The 18736-nt window shown below is 73.9% G+C and carries 17 protein-coding genes and 1 tRNA gene; 8 read left to right on the forward strand and 10 right to left on the reverse strand.

The window, feature by feature from the left end:
- Positions 1-32: 32 nt before the first annotated feature.
- Together ACH4OA_RS08480 and ACH4OA_RS08485 are read right to left on the reverse strand one after the other, a co-directional pair.
- Positions 33-761: a YcnI family protein gene (locus ACH4OA_RS08480; protein ID WP_397968244.1), complete on the reverse strand. Its 729-nt coding sequence runs from the start codon at positions 759-761 to the stop codon at positions 33-35.
- Between the two features lie 195 nt (positions 762-956).
- Positions 957-1814, reverse strand: coding sequence for a hypothetical protein (locus ACH4OA_RS08485; protein WP_397936635.1), 858 nt, complete (start codon positions 1812-1814; stop codon positions 957-959).
- A gap of 206 nt (positions 1815-2020) precedes the next feature.
- Here ACH4OA_RS08485 and ACH4OA_RS08490 point away from each other — a divergent pair, with 206 nt between their 5' ends.
- A complete protein-coding gene (locus ACH4OA_RS08490; RefSeq protein WP_365873264.1) occupies positions 2021-2464 on the forward strand; it encodes an ATP-binding protein in 444 nt (147 codons plus the stop codon).
- A gap of 77 nt (positions 2465-2541) precedes the next feature.
- Here the strand turns inward: ACH4OA_RS08490 and ACH4OA_RS08495 are convergent, their stop codons facing one another.
- Both ACH4OA_RS08495 and ACH4OA_RS08500 read right to left on the reverse strand, forming a co-directional pair.
- Positions 2542-4026, reverse strand: coding sequence for an aminopeptidase P family protein (locus ACH4OA_RS08495; protein ID WP_397936637.1), 1485 nt, complete (start codon positions 4024-4026; stop codon positions 2542-2544).
- 156 nt (positions 4027-4182) lie between these two features.
- Positions 4183-5709 carry a PP2C family protein-serine/threonine phosphatase gene (locus ACH4OA_RS08500; protein ID WP_397936783.1) on the reverse strand — a complete coding sequence of 509 codons (1527 nt, stop codon included), beginning with the start codon at positions 5707-5709 and terminating at the stop codon, positions 4183-4185.
- Between the two features lie 502 nt (positions 5710-6211).
- On the opposite strand from ACH4OA_RS08500, the gene ACH4OA_RS08505 reads away from it, so the two are divergent.
- Together ACH4OA_RS08505 and ACH4OA_RS08510 are read left to right on the forward strand one after the other, a co-directional pair.
- Positions 6212-6877, forward strand: a complete 666-nt coding sequence (locus ACH4OA_RS08505) for a bifunctional DNA primase/polymerase (protein ID WP_397968246.1) — start codon at positions 6212-6214, stop codon at positions 6875-6877.
- 55 nt (positions 6878-6932) lie between these two features.
- Entirely contained in the window at positions 6933-7637 is a 705-nt protein-coding gene (locus tag ACH4OA_RS08510; RefSeq protein WP_397968248.1) for a hypothetical protein, read from the forward strand.
- 297 nt (positions 7638-7934) lie between these two features.
- On the opposite strand, the gene ACH4OA_RS08515 is transcribed toward ACH4OA_RS08510, so the two are convergent.
- The 3 genes from ACH4OA_RS08515 to ACH4OA_RS08525 form a co-directional block, all read right to left on the reverse strand.
- Positions 7935-8897, reverse strand: coding sequence for a DUF5926 family protein (locus tag ACH4OA_RS08515; protein ID WP_365873256.1), 963 nt, complete (start codon positions 8895-8897; stop codon positions 7935-7937).
- 277 nt (positions 8898-9174) lie between these two features.
- Positions 9175-9867, reverse strand: a complete 693-nt coding sequence (locus tag ACH4OA_RS08520; protein WP_397945871.1) for an ATP-binding protein — start codon at positions 9865-9867, stop codon at positions 9175-9177.
- A 72-nt stretch (positions 9868-9939) separates the two neighbouring features.
- On the reverse strand, positions 9940-10767 hold the full coding sequence (locus ACH4OA_RS08525) for a glycerophosphodiester phosphodiesterase (protein ID WP_397936643.1): 828 nt from the start codon (positions 10765-10767) through the stop codon (positions 9940-9942).
- Between the two features lie 238 nt (positions 10768-11005).
- Between ACH4OA_RS08525 and ACH4OA_RS08530 the strand changes: the two genes are divergently transcribed.
- Both ACH4OA_RS08530 and ACH4OA_RS08535 read left to right on the forward strand, forming a co-directional pair.
- Complete coding sequence (locus ACH4OA_RS08530) at positions 11006-12499, forward strand: S1C family serine protease (RefSeq protein ID WP_397936645.1); 1494 nt, start codon at positions 11006-11008, stop codon at positions 12497-12499.
- 69 nt (positions 12500-12568) lie between these two features.
- Positions 12569-12655, forward strand: a tRNA-Ser gene (locus ACH4OA_RS08535).
- Between the two features lie 100 nt (positions 12656-12755).
- Here the strand turns inward: ACH4OA_RS08535 and ACH4OA_RS08540 are convergent.
- Together ACH4OA_RS08540 and ACH4OA_RS08545 are read right to left on the reverse strand one after the other, a co-directional pair.
- Complete coding sequence (locus ACH4OA_RS08540) at positions 12756-12998, reverse strand: hypothetical protein (protein ID WP_397936651.1); 243 nt, start codon at positions 12996-12998, stop codon at positions 12756-12758.
- Between the two features lie 45 nt (positions 12999-13043).
- Entirely contained in the window at positions 13044-13934 is an 891-nt protein-coding gene (locus ACH4OA_RS08545) for a bifunctional DNA primase/polymerase (RefSeq protein WP_397945867.1), read from the reverse strand.
- Between the two features lie 244 nt (positions 13935-14178).
- Here ACH4OA_RS08545 and ACH4OA_RS08550 point away from each other — a divergent pair, with 244 nt between their 5' ends.
- Positions 14179-14763: a SigE family RNA polymerase sigma factor gene (locus ACH4OA_RS08550; protein ID WP_397936657.1), complete on the forward strand. Its 585-nt coding sequence runs from the start codon at positions 14179-14181 to the stop codon at positions 14761-14763.
- An 87-nt stretch (positions 14764-14850) separates the two neighbouring features.
- Positions 14851-16506, forward strand: a complete 1656-nt coding sequence (locus tag ACH4OA_RS08555; protein WP_397968250.1) for a long-chain fatty acid--CoA ligase — start codon at positions 14851-14853, stop codon at positions 16504-16506.
- 246 nt (positions 16507-16752) lie between these two features.
- Here the strand turns inward: ACH4OA_RS08555 and ACH4OA_RS08560 are convergent, their stop codons facing one another.
- Positions 16753-17988, reverse strand: coding sequence for an MFS transporter (locus tag ACH4OA_RS08560; RefSeq protein WP_365941774.1), 1236 nt, complete (start codon positions 17986-17988; stop codon positions 16753-16755).
- Positions 17989-18123: 135 nt separating this feature from the next.
- On the opposite strand from ACH4OA_RS08560, the gene ACH4OA_RS08565 reads away from it, so the two are divergent.
- Entirely contained in the window at positions 18124-18705 is a 582-nt protein-coding gene (locus tag ACH4OA_RS08565) for a TetR family transcriptional regulator (RefSeq protein ID WP_365873231.1), read from the forward strand.
- Positions 18706-18736 lie beyond the last annotated feature (31 nt).

Below are 18736 nucleotides of genomic sequence, written 5' to 3' on the forward strand. Positions count from 1 at the left end.
TGACGCCCGGTGCGCGCCGCGGACCGAGAGGCTCAGGCGGCGGTGCGGCGACGGCCGGCGAGGACGCCGTAGGCCACGCCGACGACGCCCACGACGATGCCGGCCACGCCGAGCACGCGGGCCGTGGTGTCGCCGCCGCCGTCGGAGTCCCCGGCGGCCGTCTTCTCGGCCGCGCCGGTCTTGTCACCGGTGTCCGCGGCGCTCGCCGCGCCGTGCTCGTCGTCGGCGGCGGCGGACAGCTCCAGGACCGGGGCCGGGTTCTCCGGTTCGTCCTGGCCCTGCTGCGGCACCTCGATCCAGCGCACGACCTCCTTGTCGGAGTAGGTCTGGATCGCCTTGAAGACGAGCTGGTCGGCGTTGTCGGGCAGGGCGCCGAGCGAGAGCGGGAACTTCTGGAAGAAGCCGGGTTCGATGCCCTTGCCGTCGGCGGTCCAGGTGACCTTGGTGACGGCCTCGTCGATCTTCTCGCCGTGCATGGTCAGCGGCTTGTCCAGCTTGGACTTGGTGACGGTGGCCCGCCAGCCGGGCACCGGCTGCGGCATCACCGAGGCGATCGGGTGGTCGGCGGGCAGGGTGACCTCCAGCTTGTCGGTCGAGGCGTCGTCACGCTCGTTGGGGACCTTGAAGTCCACGACGGCGTAGCCGCCCTTGGCCGCGGTGCCCTCGGGCTGCACGGTGACGTGCGCGAACGCGGGGCCCGACAGGGCGAGGACGGCCGAGCCGGCGACGAGGACGGCGGCGGTGATACGGGAAGCCTTCATGGCGCGAACCACTCCACTGGGTGTGAGATCCGTTGCTGATCGGGAGTACGCGCGCGCGTGGCCGTGTCACTCGTGGTGCCCCGGAGGGAGGTGCGCACGCGCGTGTGCCGCACGACGGCGGCCCTCCCGTCCGGCGGCCGGCTCCGTGTGTGGCTGGAGCCGGTCCCGGTCGGCCGGAGTGGTCGTCGCGTCGTGTCAGGCGGGGAGGAGGAACGCGGCCGCGGGCGGACCGCGCCGGATCACCGTGTGCTGGAGTACGGCGGTGTGCGGGGCGGGGTGCTCGTCCCGGTCGGGACGACGGCCGCGCGGCCCGGGCCCGGCGAGGGGCAGCAGCCCGGCGCACAGGACGCGTACCAGCGCGAGAGCGGCGCGCAGGGATCGTACGAGCGCCCCCTCCGCGACTCCGTGCGCCGACAGCTCGATCAGCCGCAGCACGGCCAGGTCGCCGCGGCGCAGCAGCCAGCCCGCGGCCACGGCCGCGAGCACGTGGCCGAGCAGCATCGGCAGCGAGGGCAGCAGCCCGGCCGAGGCGCCCGCGGCGTCGTGCGCGTGCCCCAGGGCGCCCAGCGAGTCCAGGGTCGCCGTCGGCCGCCCGGCCCGGTCCACGAGCCGGGCGCCGAACAGCAGCCGGAAGGCGTGGCCGGGGGTCAGGGACGCCGGGCTCGACCCGCACACCAGCCGGGCGGCCTGCTCGACCAGCGCGTGGTCGCTCAGCGCCGCCGGCGTGGACCCGGTGGCGGCCATCGGCCCCATCGGCGCGCCGCCGGTCATGGCCCCGTGCTGGCCCAGCCCGAACAGCGTGTGCAGCACGGTCTGTCCGAGGGCGAGCAGCACGGCGATGCCGGGCAGCGTGCGGGCCCGGCCGGCGAGCGGGGCCACGAGCAGCAGGGAGCCGAGGAAGCCCGCGCCGAGCGTCCACAGCGGCACGCCCGCGCAGGAGGCCAGGGTGTGCCCGCACGCGGCCAGCGCGACGCAGACCGCGGCGAACACCGCGGCCCGCAGGGTCCGGAGCCCGGCTCCGGAAGGCGCCGTGCGCGCGTGGGGGGCAGTCATGGCGGGCTCATCATCCCACTGCCCGTGCCGGTGCGCTGCGGCAGGTCGCCCGAGCCGTCCCTCCCGGCCGGCACCTGGCGCCCATACACCGATCAGCGCCCGGGCGCATCGGCCATATGGGCCCGGTCACGCCGACGGAGTGCTTACGGCCGCCTACGGGCGGCAATACGTAACGGTATGTCGAGCCGCGGCCAGGAGGCTGGAGCATGAGCATCTGGTGGTCACTCCATCTGCGCCGCGAGGCCGCGAGCGTACCGCTCGCGCGCCGGCTGCTGATCGGCACGATGGAGACGGCGGGCGTCGACCCGGAGATCTCCTACGACCTCTCGGTCGCCCTGAGCGAGGCCTGCGCGAACGCCGTCGAGCACGGCGGGGGCCCCGCGTCCGGCGCCTCGGAGGCGTACCGGGTGACGGCGTACCTCGACGGCGAGAAGTGCCGGATCGAAGTGTCCGATTCCGGGCCCGGTCCGGTGCCCGTCCCGGACTTCCGGCCCGCCCGCGCGGACGCCGAGCACGGACGCGGTCTGTTCCTGATCCGGGAACTGGCCGACCACGTCCACATCGGGGCGAAGCCCGGCCGGGACGGGACGGTGGTCAGCTTCGACAAGATCCTGAAGTGGACGAGGGACCCCTCACTGCTCACGGCGTAGAGAGATCCCTCCCTCCCCACGGCGTAGCGGACGGACGGCCGGGCACCTTCCCGGTGCCCGGCCGTCCGCTCGGTGTCTCAGCCCTTCAGGGCGGCCATCCACGCCTCGACCTCGCCGGACCGGCGCGGCAGCCCGGCGGACAGGTTCCGGTTGCCGTCCTGCGTCACCAGGATGTCGTCCTCGATCCGCACGCCGATGCCGCGGTACTCCTCCGGCACGGTGAGGTCGTCGGCCTGGAAGTACAGACCCGGCTCGACGGTGAGGACCATGCCCGGCTCCAGCGTGCCGTCCACGTACGTCTCGGTGCGCGCGGCGGCGCAGTCGTGGACGTCCATGCCGAGCATGTGCCCGGTGCCGTGCAGGGTCCAGCGGCGCTGGAGGCCCAGCTCCAGGACACGCTCGACGGGTCCCTCGACCAGGCCCCACTCCACGAGCCGCTCGGTCAGCACGCGCTGGGCCGCGTCGTGGAAGTCGCGGTACTTGGCGCCCGGCTGGACGGCCGCGATACCGGCCTCCTGGGCGTCGTACACCGCGTCGTAGATCTTCTTCTGGATCTCGCTGTACGTGCCGTTGACCGGCAGCGTGCGGGTGACGTCGGCGGTGTACAGCGTGTGCGTCTCCACGCCGGCGTCCAGCAGGAGCAGGTCGCCGGAGCGGACCGGGCCGTCGTTGCGCACCCAGTGCAGGGTGCAGGCGTGCGGGCCGGCCGCGCAGATGGAGCCGTAGCCGACGTCGTTGCCCTCCACGCGGGCCCGGAGGAAGAACGTGCCCTCGATGTAACGCTCGGAGGTCGCCTCGGCCTTGTCGAGGACCTTCACGACGTCCTCGAAGCCGCGCACGGTGGAGTCGACGGCCTTCTGCAGCTCGCCGATCTCGAACTCGTCCTTGACCAGCCGCATCTCGGAGAGGAAGACGCGCAGTTCCTCGTCGCGCTCGGCGGTGACCTTGTCCGTCAGGGCCGCCTCGACGCCGGCGTCGTACCCGCGCACCACGCGGACCGGGCCGGTGGCCTCGCGCAGGCTCGCGGCCAGCTCGCGCACGTCGGCGGCCGGGATGCCGTACAGCGCCTCGGACTCGCCGAGGGAGTGGCGGCGGCCGACCCACAGCTCGCCCTGGCCGGAGAGCCAGAACTCGCCGTTCTCCCGGTCCGAGCGCGGCAGCAGGTGGATCGTCGCCTCGTGGCCGTCGCCCTTCGGCTCCAGGACCAGGACGCCGTCCTCGGTCTGGTTGCCGGTGAGGTACGCGTACTCCACGGAGGCGCGGAAGGGGTACTCGGTGTCGTTCGAGCGGGTCTTCAGGTTGCCCGCCGGGATCACCAGGCGCTCGCCCGGGAAGCGGGCGGAGAGCGCGGCGCGGCGGCGCGCGGTGTGCGCGGCCTGCTCGACGGGCTCCAGGTCACGCAGCTCGGTGTCGGCCCAGCCGGACTTCATGTTCTCGGCCAGTTCGTCGGACAGGCCCGGGTACAGGCCGTTCTTCCGCTGCTTGACGGTCTCCTCGGCCTCGGTCTCCGGGCCCTCCGCGGTAGCGGAGTCGGGCACAGCCGGGTTGAGCTCGTCGGACACGTGATCCTCCTCGATACGCCAGTGATCTCCCCCGGGGCCCGCGCGCTCCCGCTTGTGGCCGGGCGGGGACCACCATCATCGTACGGTCGTACCGAGAGCGGGCGGGGGCGGATGACCTGTTATGCCCGGTCATACCGGCCGGCCGCGCCGCCGCGCTCAGTCGAAACGGGCCGCCAGCAGGACCACGTCCTCCGTGCCGCCGGCGGCGTCCGGGCGGTCCGGGCCGTCCGGCAGGACCGTGCGCAGCACATGGTCGGCGACGGCGCCCGGATCGTGCCGCAGCGCGCGCGGGACGCTCGCGGCGGCGGCGTGCAGCCGGGCGAAGGCCCGGTCCGCCGGATCGCCGGTACGGTGCAGCAGCCCGTCGGTGTAGAGCAGGACCGTCTCCCCGGCCTCCGCCTGGACCTCCGCGCTCGGCGCCTCCCAGCAGGCGAGCATGCCCAGCGGGGCGGAGACGGATGTCTCGGCGAACTCGGTGCGCCGCTCGCCGGTCAGCAGCGGCGGGCTGTGCCCGGCACCGGCCAGGGTGATCTTGCGCAGGGCGGGCTCGCAGTAGGCGAACAGGGCGGTGGCCGAGCGGGCGGGCTCGGTCAGCCGCAGCAGCAGCTCCAGGTCGGACAGGACGGCGACCGGGTCCTCGCCCTCCATCACGGCGTACGCGCGCAGCGAGGCGCGCAGCCGGCCCATGGCGGCCACCGCGCTCGGCCCGCGGCCGGTGACCGAGCCGACGGACAGGCCGAGCGCGGCGTCCGGCAGCGGCAGCGCGTCGTACCAGTCGCCGCCGCCGCACGGCCCGGTGTGGTGCCGGGCGGCGAGCTGGACGCCGGGCACCCGGGGCAGCCGGGCGGGCAGCAGTCCGTCGGTGATGGCCGCCACCCGGGCGCGGGTGCGCTCCACCTCCAGCAGCCGGGCCAGGTGCTCGGTGGCGTGCCGGGCGTACAGGCCGGCGAGGTGGCGGCGGCGCTCGTGCGGCTCGGCCGGCTGGTCGTAGAGCCAGACCGCCGCGCCGAGCCGGCCGGCGGACTCGGTCGCGAGGGGCAGGGCGTAGCTGGCGGAGTAACCGAGGCGGGCGGCCACCTCGCGGTGGCGCGGGTCCAGGCCGTCCTCGGCGAACAGGTCCGGGTGGAGGATCTCGGCGCCGCCGCGGGTGTCGTACGGCAGGGCGCCGCGCGGCACGGTCTCGAGGTGGCCGAGGTCGGCGCGGCCGAGGCCGAGGCCGAGGGTGGTGCGGGGGCCGAGGCCGTCGGCGGGTTCCAGGACGGCCAGGCCGCGGCGGGCGCCGACCAGGGCGGCTCCGGCGCGCAGCAGTTCGTGCAGGGCGGCGTCGAGCGTGCTGGTGCGGGAGAGGCGTTCGGTGAGTTCGTGCAGGGTCGTCAGGTCGGAGACCCAGCCGGCCAGCCGGTCCTGGAGCAGCGCGCCCGGAGCGGGGGCGTGGGGGGCCGGAACGGCGGCGGCGCCCGGGACGGACGGGGCCCCGGAGACGGCGGAGGCGGATGCGACAGTGTGTGCGGGGGTGGGAACTGTGGGATCGATTCCGGCCACTTTCGGAGGGTGCGGGGCGTTCATGGCGTCCGGCTTCCAGACCGGTGCGTATTGCTGAAAAGCATCGCAAACCCCCATGTCATTCTGCGCCGCTAGCAGTGTCTCCACATGTACACGCACTCGTGAGGGGATGTCCAGCATTGTCCTGCGGGGATTCCTGGTGTCCATGGGACACGCGACGTTTTTGTCCGAACCCCTTGCCTTACCGCCAAGTTGGCTAAAAACTGCCTTAGGTATCGGTCGATTGCGGTCGACTGGCCCTGTTCCACGGAGCGTCACAACGGTCGTGATGGGTACGTACTCGGAGAAGGCCAGGGGTGGTTGGGGGCCACCCGGAACCTGGCGGCGGACCCGGGCGTCATAGCCACCGACGGCCGAGCCCCATCCTCCCGTGGCGGAGGCGGAGAGAAACACGCGCGACGGCAAAACGCCAGACTTCGCCACCCCGCACCGCGATCGTGCTTTTGATAGACGGACCAACGGACTATCGGACGCGGAAGCGGCCACGCTCGACCCTTTGGGGTTCCCCCTGCCGTACGCGGGGGTGTGATGCGCCATCAGATACGCACAGTGAAGTGATCGACACATGGTGTGATGTAGCCCACGGTGTTGCCAGCGGTGCAACGGAAAGGAACGAGCGCTCATGCGCGAGATCCTCGGAAGGCGACGCAGGCTCCTGTCCAGGCGGAACGGCGGGAAGCCCGAGCTGATCGGCGCGGCCCAGACCTTCGCGGCGCAGTGGCAGTGGCCGGTTCTCCCGGGTGTGGGGCCGGCTCCGCGGGGGCGGGCCCGCTGCGCCTGCCCCGACCCCGAGTGCACGGTGCCCGGTGCGCATCCCTTCGACCCCGGGCTGCTCGCGGCCACCACCGACGCGCGCATGGTGCGCTGGTGGTGGACCAACCGGCCGAGCGCCCCCATCATCCTGGCGACCGGAGGCGGCGCGCCCTGCGCGGTCAGCCTGCCGGCCCTCGCCGCCGCCCGGGCCCTCGCCCTGCTCGACCGGCGGGGCATGCGGCTGGGCCCGGTGATCGCCACGCCCAGCCGCTGGGCGCTGCTGGTGAAGCCGTACTCCATGGAGCAGCTCGGCGAACTGCTCTACGCCAAGGACTTCGTCCCCGGCTCCCTGCGCTTTCACGGCTCGGGCGGCTATGTCGCCCTGCCGCCGTCCGAGACGGGCGAGGGCGCCGTGCGCTGGGAGCGGGCCCCGCTGCCCGGCTCGGCCGCGCCCTGGGTGCCCGATGTGGAGGCCGTGGTGGACGCCGTGGTCGACGCCCTCACTCGTACGGGTGTGAGCGCGCCCGAGTTGTAAGGGTGTCGGGCGCGGCCGGGGCGGTCGCGGGCCGTCCGCTCGTTATCGTCCGGACATGCTGCGTCATTCCGGCGGCCACAGAGCCTCCGCCCCGCCCGCCGGCGGCCGGCCGCAACGGCTGCGTCTGCTCGCTCTCGGCGCCGTCGTGGCGGCCGTGGCCGCGCTGCCGCTGGCCGTGGCGTCCGCGGGCCAGGTGGGCGACGCCGGCCGGACCGCCGTACCGGCCGCTCCCCTCGGCGACGCCAAGACCGGCCGGGGCGGCGGGGCTGATGAGGCCGGTGGGACCGGTTCGGCGGGCAGGAGTGGCGAGTCCGGCGGGACGGGTGCGGTCGGCGGCTCTGGTGCTGCCGGGACCCATGGGGTCGGCGGGGCTGGTGCGGCCGGTGCGGACTCCGCTCGTCGCGCGCCGTTCCTGCTCGGTGTCGGGCTCGCCACCGCCGCCCGCTGCGGTCCCGAACTCACCTCGCCGGACGGCATCGAGGCCCAGACCTGTGTGCTGAGGCAGGGCGAGGACACCTGGGCGCGCACCTACTACCGCAACGCCACCGGCGGGTCGCTGGACTCGGTGCTGAGCCTGATGGGTCCGGGCGGCCGGACCGTGCAGACGCGCTGCGTCACCGGGACCGACGACGCGCCCGCCACCTGTGAGACCCCGCGCGAGCGCAACCGGGGCGGGCCGGACGCCTACACGGCCGTCACCGAGTTCGCCGCGCACGGCGCGAGCGGGGCGCTGCTGCTCCGGTCGGGCAGCAACTCCTGAGCCGTACCGGGGAGTTGACTCTTCGCAACGCGCCGTAGAGCACGGGCGGCGGGGTGTCCCGCGGCCGCGGCGGGGCGCGTGCGGACATGGAAAGACCCGGTTGCTGGCGACGGGGGATGCACCAGCAACCGGGCTACTGGAACGGTAACAAGAGATCGGCGGTTCGCAAATTCCGACTTGGCGATTCGGACACCGATTTCCCTGTCAAAAAGCCGAGTTGTGACAGGAGTCACCTGCCGCGTGGTCCGGCGCCACGGCTGACCGACCGGTCAGCCGTGACACCCGTGCCGGAGCGCGTCAGCTGAGCGTGACCTGCCGGTTGGTCAGCCCGCCGCGCGCCCGGCGCTCCTCCGGCGTGAGCGGTTCGCGGACGGCGAGGGCGGCGGCGAGACGCTCGGCGAATTCGGCGGCCGGCTTCTCCACGTCCTCGGCCGAGACCCCGCTCGGCAGGTCCCAGACCGGCACGGTGAGGCCGTGAGCACGGAAGGAACCCACCAGCCGGGTGCCTTCGCCGAGGCGGGACCGGCCCGCCGCGTGCAGTCGCGCGAGAGCGTCCAGAAGCTGCTCCTCCGGATGCGGCATGACCCAGCGCAGGTGGTTCTTCTCCGGGGTCTCGCACCAGTAGGCGGCGTCCACGCCGGCCAGCCGCACGGTCGGGATGGCGGCGGCGTTGGCCCGCTCCAGGGAGGCGGCCACCTCCGGGGTGGCGTTCTCCGCGTCCGGCACCCAGAACTCGAAGCCGCTGTGCACGACCGGCTCGAAAGCGCTCTCCGGGTCCAGCAGGTCCTGCAGGCGCGGGCCTTCGGCGGGGGCGCGGCGGCCCTGCACCGGGGTGCCCGGCTCCGCCTCCAGCGCGCGCAGCAGCGTGTCGGCGAGGTCGCGGCTGATGTCACCGGACGCCGTGTCGTTCTGCAGGCCGATCAGCACCGAGCCGTCGTCCCGGCGCAGCGCGGGCCAGGCCATCGGCAGCACCGTGGCCAGCGTGACCGACGGGACGCCCTCGGGCAGGCCGTCCTTCAGGGTCAGTACGGCGGTGGCGGCCGGGACCAGCTCGCGCAGCGCGACCCAGTCGCGCTCGCCGGGCAGTCCTTCGAACGGGCGCTGCACCAGCTCGGTCGCGGCGTGCGCGGCGGCCCGGCCGTGGCAGGCCTTGTAGCGCCGGCCGCTGCCGCAGGGGCAGGGTTCGCGGGCGCCGACAACCGGGATCTCCCCGTCGGTCAGCGGCGGCTTGGCCTTCGTCTGGGGTCGCTTCTTGGCCATGGTGGGTGTCTCCCGGTTACGGCTCTTCTCGTACGGCGGGAGCCTAGCCGTTCGGGCCGTGACCGACGGGAACCTGTGGACGACGTGCGGCGGTCGGGGCCGGCGGTGCCGGAACGGCGCGGTGGCGGACCCGTGACCGGCCGGATGAACGTGCACCCTTGGCCGGCGCCCGCGCGCGACACCGGCCGATTGGCTCCGCGGGCCGGCGCCCGCGCGCGACACCGGCCGGACGAACCCGTGTTCGTGCCCGTATCCGTGCCCGTCGCCCTATGCCCGGTCAGTCCAGGTCCTCGAACGCCTCCGCGAAGTCCAGGCCGGACAGGTCCGGCAGCGCCACCTCCGCCAGGGCCGGCAGCGCGAGGTCCGGGAGCGGGGTGTCCGGTGTCCTGGGCCGGGTGACGCGCGTAGCGAACGCGTCGCGGCGGCAGCCGGCATCGGGATCGTGCACGTCCCCGTGCACCACCACCCAGACCGTCACCTCGCCCCGCGCCTCGTCCCGGACGCCCCAGTCGTCGGCGAGCGCCGTGATGATGTTCAGCCCCCGGCCGCCGTGCGCGGTCACCGAGGGGGTGGCCGGCGCCGGGCGGGTCGGTCCGCCGCCGTCCGTGACCTCCACGATGAGCCGCCCGCCGGTGTCGACCCGCCACGCGGCGCGCACGTCGCCGTCCCCGGCCGGTGCGCCCCCGAGCGGCCGCCCGTGTTTGCAGGCATTGCTCAACAGTTCCGAAAGGATCAGTACGGCATCGTCGATGACCGATTCCGCCACGCCCCCGCCCCGCAGCTGCGCCCGCATCCGGCGCCTCGCCTCGCCCACGCCCGCAGGGCCATGGGGTACGGCCATGCTCGACGACGTGGGCACTTCCTGTGCCACCACCAACGCCACCCCCGAGACCTCCTTCGCCCCACGCCAGGGTGTGGATGCCCTGTTGGCCTGTACCGGAAACCGGCCCATCGTCTTCCGGTGACGCATTCGTCCCGTCCGGACACGCGATGAACGCGCCGGTGCACTCCCTGTGACGGTCCGGGCCGGGCGGCCCGCCGCTCAGCGGCCGAGCCGGCGCAGCACCTCGCGCGGGCGGTTGGTGATGATGGCGTCGACGCCCAGGTCCACGCAGAGGTCGACGTCCTCCGGCTCATTCACGGTCCACACGTGGACCTGGTGCCCGGCCCGCTTCAGGCGCTCGATGTAGGCGGGGTGGTTGCGCACGATGCGCATCGAGGGGCCAGCGATGTGCACGCCCGCGGGCAGCCGGCCGTCGCGCAGCCGGGGAGACACGAACTGCATCAGGTAGACCGTCGGCAGCACCGGTGCCGCGGCCCGCACGCGGTGCAGCGAACGGGCCGAGAAGCTCATGATCCGCACCGGTGACTCGGCGGCCGTGGCCGGCGCGTCCAGGCCGAACCGGTTCAGCAGGGCCAGCAGCCGCTCCTCGACCTGGCCCGCCCAGCGCGTCGGGTGCTTGGTCTCGATGGCCAGCTCCACCCGCCGCCCGGCGTCCGCGACCAGCTCCAGCAGCCGCTCCAGGGTGAGGACGGAGGTCTCCTCGCGGTCCTCCGGCCGGTGCTCCCAGTCGGGCTCCTCGTCCCGCCCGTGCCAGGCCTCACCGGTCTTCCAGGAGCCGAAGTCGAGGGCGGCGAGGTCGGCGAGTTCCAGCGCCGAGACCGCGCCCCGGCCGTTGGAGGTACGGTTCACCCGCCGGTCGTGGACGCAGACGAGATGGCCGTCCGCGGTCAGCCGTACGTCGCATTCCAGGGCGTCGGCGCCGTCCTCGATCGCCTTGCGGTAGGCGGCGAGGGTGTGCTCGGGGGCGTCTTCGGAGGCGCCCCGGTGGGCGACGACCTGGAGGGAGCGCTGTGGTGCGTGGGTCACCGGGTCATGGTGCCACCGCCGCCGGGTAGGCGGGGGCGGGGGTGCCCGCGCCGGGCGGACAGGCGGATACCCCCTGATCGCTTATATAACTAACGCGATGAAGGTCGTAATAGATCCTATATAAAGAAGACCGTCGGACCCACAGGCACCGCTTATGGTGCTCTGACGGGCCGTGGGAAAAGCTGGCTGCGACAACAGTGCGACCGACGACAACAGGCGTGGACCGAGGAGAAGAGCTGTGAGCACCGAGAACGAGGGCAACGCGGTACCCCCGGCGCCGTCCGTACCTCCCGTGCCGGTGGCCTCTCCCGCCGCTTCCCCGCAGAGCCCCGCGGCCGAGGCGAGCACACCGGCGGCACCGGTGCCGCCGGCGCCCCAGGAGAGCCCCGCGGCCCCGCCCGCCGCCCCCGCGTCCGACCAGGGCCCGGCGTACGGGCAGGGTCCGTCCGGCCCGGCGCCCGACGGCTCCTGGCCGCCTCCGCCGCCGGTCACCCCGGCCTACGGCGACGGCGGCGCGGCCTACGGCAACGGCGGCGGCCCGGCGTACGGCGACGGCGGCCACGGCGGCCCGGGAACCGGCTGGGGAGCCGCGTACCACCAGCCCGCGCCCAAGCCGCGCGGACGCGGCGGCCTGGTGGCGGCGGTCCTGGTGGCCGCGCTGGTCGCGGGCGGCCTGGGCGGCGGCCTCGGCTACACACTGGCCAAGGACCGCGACGACCACGTCTCCACCACCGTCTCCGCCTCCGACGGCGCGGCGCAGATCAAGCGCGCGCCGGGGACGATCGCCAACGTGGCCACCAAGGCGCTGCCCAGCACGGTGACGATCCAGGCCGAGGGCAGCAACGGCGAGGGCGGCACGGGCACCGGGTTCGTCTTCGACACCCAGGGCCACATCGTCACCAACAACCACGTGGTCGCGGAGGCGGTGGACGGCGGCAAGCTCACGGCCACCTTCCCGGACGGCAAGAAGTACGACGCCGAGGTCGTCGGCCACGCGCAGGGATACGACGTGGCGGTCATCAAGCTGAAGAACGCCCCGTCCGACCTCAAGCCGCTCGCCCTCGGCGACTCGGACAAGGTGGCCGTCGGCGACGAGACCATCGCGATCGGCGCGCCGTTCGGTCTGTCCAACACGGTGACGACGGGCATCATCAGCGCCAAGGACCGTCCGGTGGCCTCCAGCGACGGCAGCTCCAGCAGCAAGGCGTCGTACATGAGCGCCCTGCAGACCGACGCGTCCATCAACCCGGGCAACTCCGGCGGCCCGCTGCTGAACGCCTCCGGCGCGGTCATCGGCATCAACTCGGCGATCCAGTCCACGGGCAGCGGCGGCTTCGGCTCGGGCCAGTCCGGCTCGATCGGCCTGGGCTTCGCCATCCCGATCAACCAGGCGAAGTACGTCGCCCAGCAGCTGATCAAGACCGGCAAGCCGGTGTACGCGCGCATCGGCGCCTCCGTCTCCCTGGAGGACTCCAGCGACGGCGCGAAGATCACCGACCAGGGCACGGACGGCGCCGCCCCGGTCGAGTCGGGCGGCCCGGCGGACAAGGCCGGCCTCAAGCCCGGCGACGTCATCACCAAGCTGGACGACCACGTGATCGACAGCGGGCCCACCCTGATCGGCGAGATCTGGACCCACAAGCCGGGCGACAAGGTGGCGATCACCTACAAGCGCAGCGGTCAGGAACACACGGTGGACCTGACCCTGGGCGCCCGCGAGGGCGACAGCTGACCCGGCCCGTCCCCGGCCCGGCGCCGGGCCGGTAATCTGTACCCGCGCCGTCGATCTCCGGCGACGCGGGGAGGCGTGCCCGAGCGGCCGAAGGGAACGGTCTTGAAAACCGTCGTGGCAGCGATGTCACCGTGGGTTCAAATCCCACCGCCTCCGCGCAGATCCTGAACGCGCACGTCAGAAGGGGTGCTCCCGCACGAGGGGCACCCCTTTGGCATGGGCTGTCGTGGTGTACGGGGAGTGGCCGGCGGGGCTGTCACTCGATGGCCGGGTCCTCCTGGGACTGGTGTACGGCTGTGCGTACCGCTCGTTCGACCTCGTGCGGGTCGGTGCCCGTCGCCTCGGCGCGGGCGGTGATCGCCTCGTGCACCGCGTCCGAGGCCACGCAGAAGCGGCGCCGCTGCTCGTCGTACGCGGCACCGGTGAGGCCGGCGAGGCGGGCGCGTTCCTGTTCGGCGATGTGTTCCAGTCTGATCAGTTCGTCGGGTATGTCCGTCACGCTTCGGATCGTAGGAGGCTTCGCGTCGCCGCGCGCGCGGGACCGTCAGGGCGGGGAGCCGGGAGGCGGGGTGTGGCCCGTCATCCGGGCCGCCGAGGCGATCGTCGCGCGGGCCTCGCTCTCCGGCAGGCCGGTGTGCCGGGCCGCCTCGGTCAGCGGGTCGGCCAGGGCGGGTCCGATGCCGTTCTCGTACGCGCGGCAGGCCGCCCAGAACAGGCGGGTGTTGCGCTGGCCCTCGTGCGCGGCCAGGACGAACCGGATCAGGCCGCGGCCGTGGTCGCCCGTCGCGGGCGGCGCCGGCCGGTGGGGCCGGGGCGGCGGCAGGAGCAGGTGCAGCAGGGACGGCGGGCAGGGTGCCGGGGGCAGCTCGGCGGTGCCGGGTACGGCGGTGTAGACGCCGTGGTCGGTGCGGGAGCCGGGGCCCACCAGATAGCCGCCGGCGCCCCGGATGTCGATGCCGGGGGCGAGCCGGCCGGCCGAGTTGGGGACGACGGTGCCGGGCGGGCCGGTCAGCCACAGATGGCGGCCTCCGCTGGGCGTGCGGACGACGACCGTCTCCGGGATCGTGAACAGATGGCGCAGGGCCAGCTCGCGCAGGGCGGCCGGGGCGTCGGTGCCGGACTTGGTGTCCAGGTCGACGCCGATCAGGTGGTACGGCGGCAGCCCGCAGGCGATGCCGTAGCCGGTGGCCCAGGGCGCGGCGGCGAACAGGGCGCGGACGCGGTCCGGGTCGGCGGAGGCGTCGTGGACACCGTGGCCGAAGCGGCCGCATGCGCCGTGGCAGGGCGGCCCGGCCGGTGCCGCCGCGGTCTGGTGGGGCGAGCGCAGGGCCGGCAGCTTCGTCCGGGACAGCGGAAGGACGGCCAGGCCGCGTTCGGCGGCGGACAGGGCGTGGGCGAGGGCCAGCGTCGTGGCCTGCCGGTCGGTGGTGGCCATGAGTTCATGGTCGTACGTATGTTCGAGAAAGGGAAGGGTGAAGGGTGAGGGTGCAGGTCCGTAGGTTGTAGGCCGCCCCGAGCCCGGTGGGCGGCGGGGCCTCAGGGTCGTTACCCGGAGCCGGACGCAGGCGCACTCCACCTTCAGGAGGTGGGGCAGGCCCCACCCCTACAACCTGAGGGGGACTCCGCTTCGGGACCTGCGGCCGATCCCCGCCGCACGGGCCGCTCCTAGCGTGGACGGCATGACCACACCCGTCTGCACCAGCGCCTCGGCCGCCGCCGCACCCGGGCGGCAGACCCCCGCCTACCCGTCCTTCACGTCGTACGTGCGGGCGCGCCAGCCGGTCCTGCTGCGCACCGCGCGCTCGCTGACCGCGAACCCGAGCGACGCCGAGGACCTGCTGCAGACCGCCCTCGCCAAGACCTACGCCGCCTGGGAGGGGATCGAGGACAAGCGGGCGCTGGACGGCTATGTGCGCCGGGCGCTGGTCAACACCCGGACCTCCCAGTGGCGCAAGCGCAGGGTGGACGAGTTCGCCTGCGACGAGCTGCCCGAACCCGAGCCCGCGACCGGCGGCGACGACCCGGCCGAGCGGCAGGCGCTGCACGACGCCATGTGGCGGGCGGTGCTGCGGCTGCCGGCGCGGCAGCGGGCGATGGTCGTCCTGCGGTACTACGAGGACCTCAGCGAGACGCAGACCGCCGAGGTGCTCGGGGTGTCGGTGGGCACGGTGAAGTCGGCGGTGTCCCGCGCGCTCGGCAAGCTGCGCGAGGACCCCGAGCTGGTGCCGGCCCGCTCTCAGGGACATGTTCTGACCCGTTCCTAGTGACATACCGCGTGGTATGTGCGCAGAATCAGCGCACCCCCTACTACCGGGTAGGAACGCCACGGGCCATGTCGCCAGGAGGACTCCGTGCTGAGCACCATGCAGGACGTACCGCTGCTGATCTCCAGGATCCTGACCCACGGGTCCACGGTCCACGGATCATCGCTGGTGACCACCTGGACCGGTGAGCCCGAGCCGCGCCGGCGCACGTTCGCCGAGATCGGCACCCGCTCGGCCCGGCTGGCGCACGCCCTGCGGGACGAACTCGGCGTGCGGGACGACGACCGGGTGGCCACGCTCATGTGGAACAACGCCGAGCACGTCGAGGCCTACTTCGCGATCCCCTCCATGGGCGCCGTCCTGCACACGCTGAACCTGCGGCTGCCCGCCGGACAACTGGTGTGGATCGTCAACCACGCGGCCGACAAGGTCCTCCTCGTCGACGGCTCGCTGATCCCGCTGCTCGCGCCGCTGCTGCCGAACCTGCCGGCGGTCGAGCACATCGTCGTCTCCGGTCCCGGCGACCGCGCCCCGCTCGCCGGCGCCGGCGCCCGGGTGCACGAGTACGAGGAGCTGATCGCCGGCCGGCCCGGCCACTACGACTGGCCGGAGCTGGACGAACGCCGGGCCGCCGCCATGTGCTACACCTCCGGCACGACCGGTGAGCCCAAGGGCGTGGTCTACAGCCACCGCTCGGTCTATCTGCACTCCATGCAGGTCAACATGACCCAGTCGATGGGCCTGACCGACCAGGACACCGCGCTCGTCGTCGTCCCGCAGTTCCACGTCAACGCCTGGGGCCTGCCGCACGCCACCTTCATGACCGGCGTCAACATGCTGATGCCGGACCGCTTCCTCCAGCCGGCCCCGCTCGCCGAGCTGATCGAGCGGGAACGGCCCAGCTACGCGGCGGCCGTCCCGACCATCTGGCAGGGGCTCCTCGACGAACTCACCGCGCGCCCCCGGGACATCTCCTGCCTCGCCCAGGTCACGATCGGCGGCGCCGCCTGTCCGCCGTCCCTGATGGCGGCCTTCGACGGGCTGGGCGTGCGGGTCCGCCACGCCTGGGGCATGACCGAGACCTCCCCGCTGGGCACGGTGGCCTGCCCGCCGGCCCACGCCCTGGGCACCGACGAGGAGTTCGGCTACCGCGTCACCCAGGGCCGTTTCCCGGCCGGCGTCGAGGCCCGGCTCACCGGCCCCGCCGGCCAGCGCCTGCCCTGGGACGGCGTGTCGGCCGGCGAGCTGGAGGTGCGCGGCCCTTGGATCGCGGGCGGCTACTACAACGGCCCCGGCGCCGAACCCCTGCGTCCCGATGACAAGTTCACCGCGGACGGCTGGCTGAGGACGGGTGACGTCGGCATCATCTCGCCGGACGGCTTCCTCACCCTCACCGACCGCGCCAAGGACGTCATCAAGTCCGGCGGCGAGTGGATCTCCTCGGTCGAGCTGGAGAACGCGCTGATGTCCCACCCGGACGTCGCCGAGGCCGCCGTGGTCGCCGTACCGGACGAGAAGTGGGGCGAGCGCCCGCTGGCCGTGGTCGTCCGCCGGCCGGGCGCCGCCGCGGAGTTCACGGCCCTGCGCGCGTTCCTCGCGGCGGAGGGCGGGATCGCCCGCTGGCAGCTGCCCGAGCGCTGGACGGCCGTGGAGTCGGTGCCGAAGACGAGCGTGGGCAAGTTCGACAAGAAGCTGCTGCGCCGGCAGTACGCGGACGGCCACCTGGACGTCACCCGGCTGTAGCGCCGAGCGGGGGCCGTCGAGCGGCCGTCACCTGGCTGTAGCGCCGGGCGGGGGCCGTCGAGCGGCCGTCACCTGGCTGTCGCGCCGGGCGGGAGCCGCCGAGCGGGTCCAGTGGATCGCTGACCTGGGCAGGTCGCGCCGTACCGCCGGCCCGCTCACCGCCGTAAGACCCCCGGGCCTCACCGCCGTAAGGCCCCCGGGCCTCACCGCCGCAGGCCCGGCCTCACCGCCGTGAGACCCCCGTACTCACCGCCCTGCGGCCCCCGTCCGGCCCGTCTGCGTGGGCAGTGCCGTCGTGGCCCAGCCCAGGATCAGCCACACGCCCGCCACCGTGCACACCCCGGCCCAGCCCCAGTGCCCGAAGGCGGGACCGGCGGCGGCCGAGGCGAGGGCGCCGCCGGCGAAACCGGAGACGACGTAGGCCGTGTTCGCGGTGGCCGGGGTGGCGGTCGTGGTCAGGGCCAGGGTCTGGTTGGCCACATGGGAGGCGACCAGGGCCGCGTGGATCGCGATCGCGGCGGCGAACAGCGCCGGCAGCACCTGCCCGCCGAGCCAGAACAGCGGTACGGCGACGGCGGCCAGCGCATACGCGGTGCCGACGACCCGCCCCGCGCCGAACCGGTCCACCAGGCCACCGGCCAGCGGCGCCACCACGGTGGCGGTCAGCCCGAAGAGGCCGAAGAGTCCCGCGGTCGCGGTGGACAGGCCGTACGCCGGGCCGGTCAGCAGCAGGGCCAGCGAGGTCCACAGGGCGCTCCAGGCGCCGAACATGCCCGCCTGCCGGACGCACGCCCGCCACAGCTCGGGCGAGCCGCGCAGCAGTCCCGGCAGCTCGGCGATGCCGGAGAACAGCCCGCCGCGCCGTACCCGCGGCTCGGCCGGCAGGGCCAGCGCGGTGGCCAGTCCGAGGGCCAGGGTGAGGACGGCGGAGCCACCGAACACCCAGCGCCAGCCGAAGCCCTGCCCGGCCAGACCGCCGAGCACGCGGGCCGCGACGATGCCGGTGAACAGCCCGGCGATGACGGCCGCGACGTGCCGGGCGCGCCGGTCGGCCGGGGCGCGCGCGGCCACCAGCGGGACGAGCAACTGGGGTATGACGGTCGCCGCGGCGGCGACGAACACGGCGGCGGCGAGCGCCGCGGTGCCCGGTGCCACGGCCGCCGCGAGCAGGGCCGCCGTGGTGACGACGGACAGCCCGCCGACGAGCCGCCGGCGGTCGACGCGGTCGCCGAGCGGCGCGAAGAAGAGCAGGCCCGCCGCGTAGCCGAGCTGCGCGACCGAGGCGATCCAGGCGACGGCCGGCGCGGTCGTGCCGAAGTCGCGCGCGATCAGCGGGAGCAGCGGGGCCGCGAGGTAGATGTTGGCGGCCGTGACGGCGGTGCAGACGGCGATGAGCAGCAGGAAGAGGGTGCCGGAGGCCGGCCGCACGCGGGCGGGGGCCTGGTCGTGCGAGGTGCGGCGGGTGGTGGTGGCTGACGGCATGAGTGGAGGTACTCCTTAGAGCCGACTCACACAACTAACTGGTTGGTTGCAATGCTCCAACAGCGTGCACCGGCTGGCGCATTCCCGTCAACCAAATAGTTGGTTACCGCCCTGTGGGCCCCTACCCTGGTGCTCATGGCAACAGTGAGGGATCCCGAGGCCACCAAGGCCCGCATCTTCGAGGCGGCGGTCGCCGAGTTCTCCCGGCATGGCATCGCGGGCGCCCGCATCGACCGCATCGCCGCCGCCGCCAAGGCCAACAAGCAGCTCATCTACGCCTACTTCGGCAACAAAGCGGACCTGTTCGGCCAGGTCCTCGGCCGGTGCATGGTCGACCTGGCCTCGGCCGTCCCCGTCGACCCCGACGACATCGACGGCTGGGTGGACCGCCTCCTCGACTACCACTCCGCCCACCCCGAACTGCTGCGCCTGCTCTTCTGGGAGGGCATGGAGTACGGCAGCGCCGAGCTGCCCGACGAGCCGGCCCGCCAGGACCACTACGCCCGCAAGGTCGCCACCCTCCAGGACGGCCAGGCCCGGGGCGTCATCACGGACGCCATCCCGGCCGGCGACCTGCTCATCCTGCTGACCGCGCTGACCAACTGGATGACGGTCGTCCCGCAGATGCGGCGCATCCTGGCCGGCACCCGCGAGACCGACCAGGACCGCCTGCGGGCCTCCGTCAAGGAGGCGGCCCGCAGGCTCGTCGCCCGCTGACACCCGGCCGGACCCGGCCGGAGACGCCCTG

It is taken from the genome of Streptomyces sp. NPDC017095 (assembly GCF_044332325.1).
Classification (GTDB): domain Bacteria; phylum Actinomycetota; class Actinomycetes; order Streptomycetales; family Streptomycetaceae; genus Streptomyces.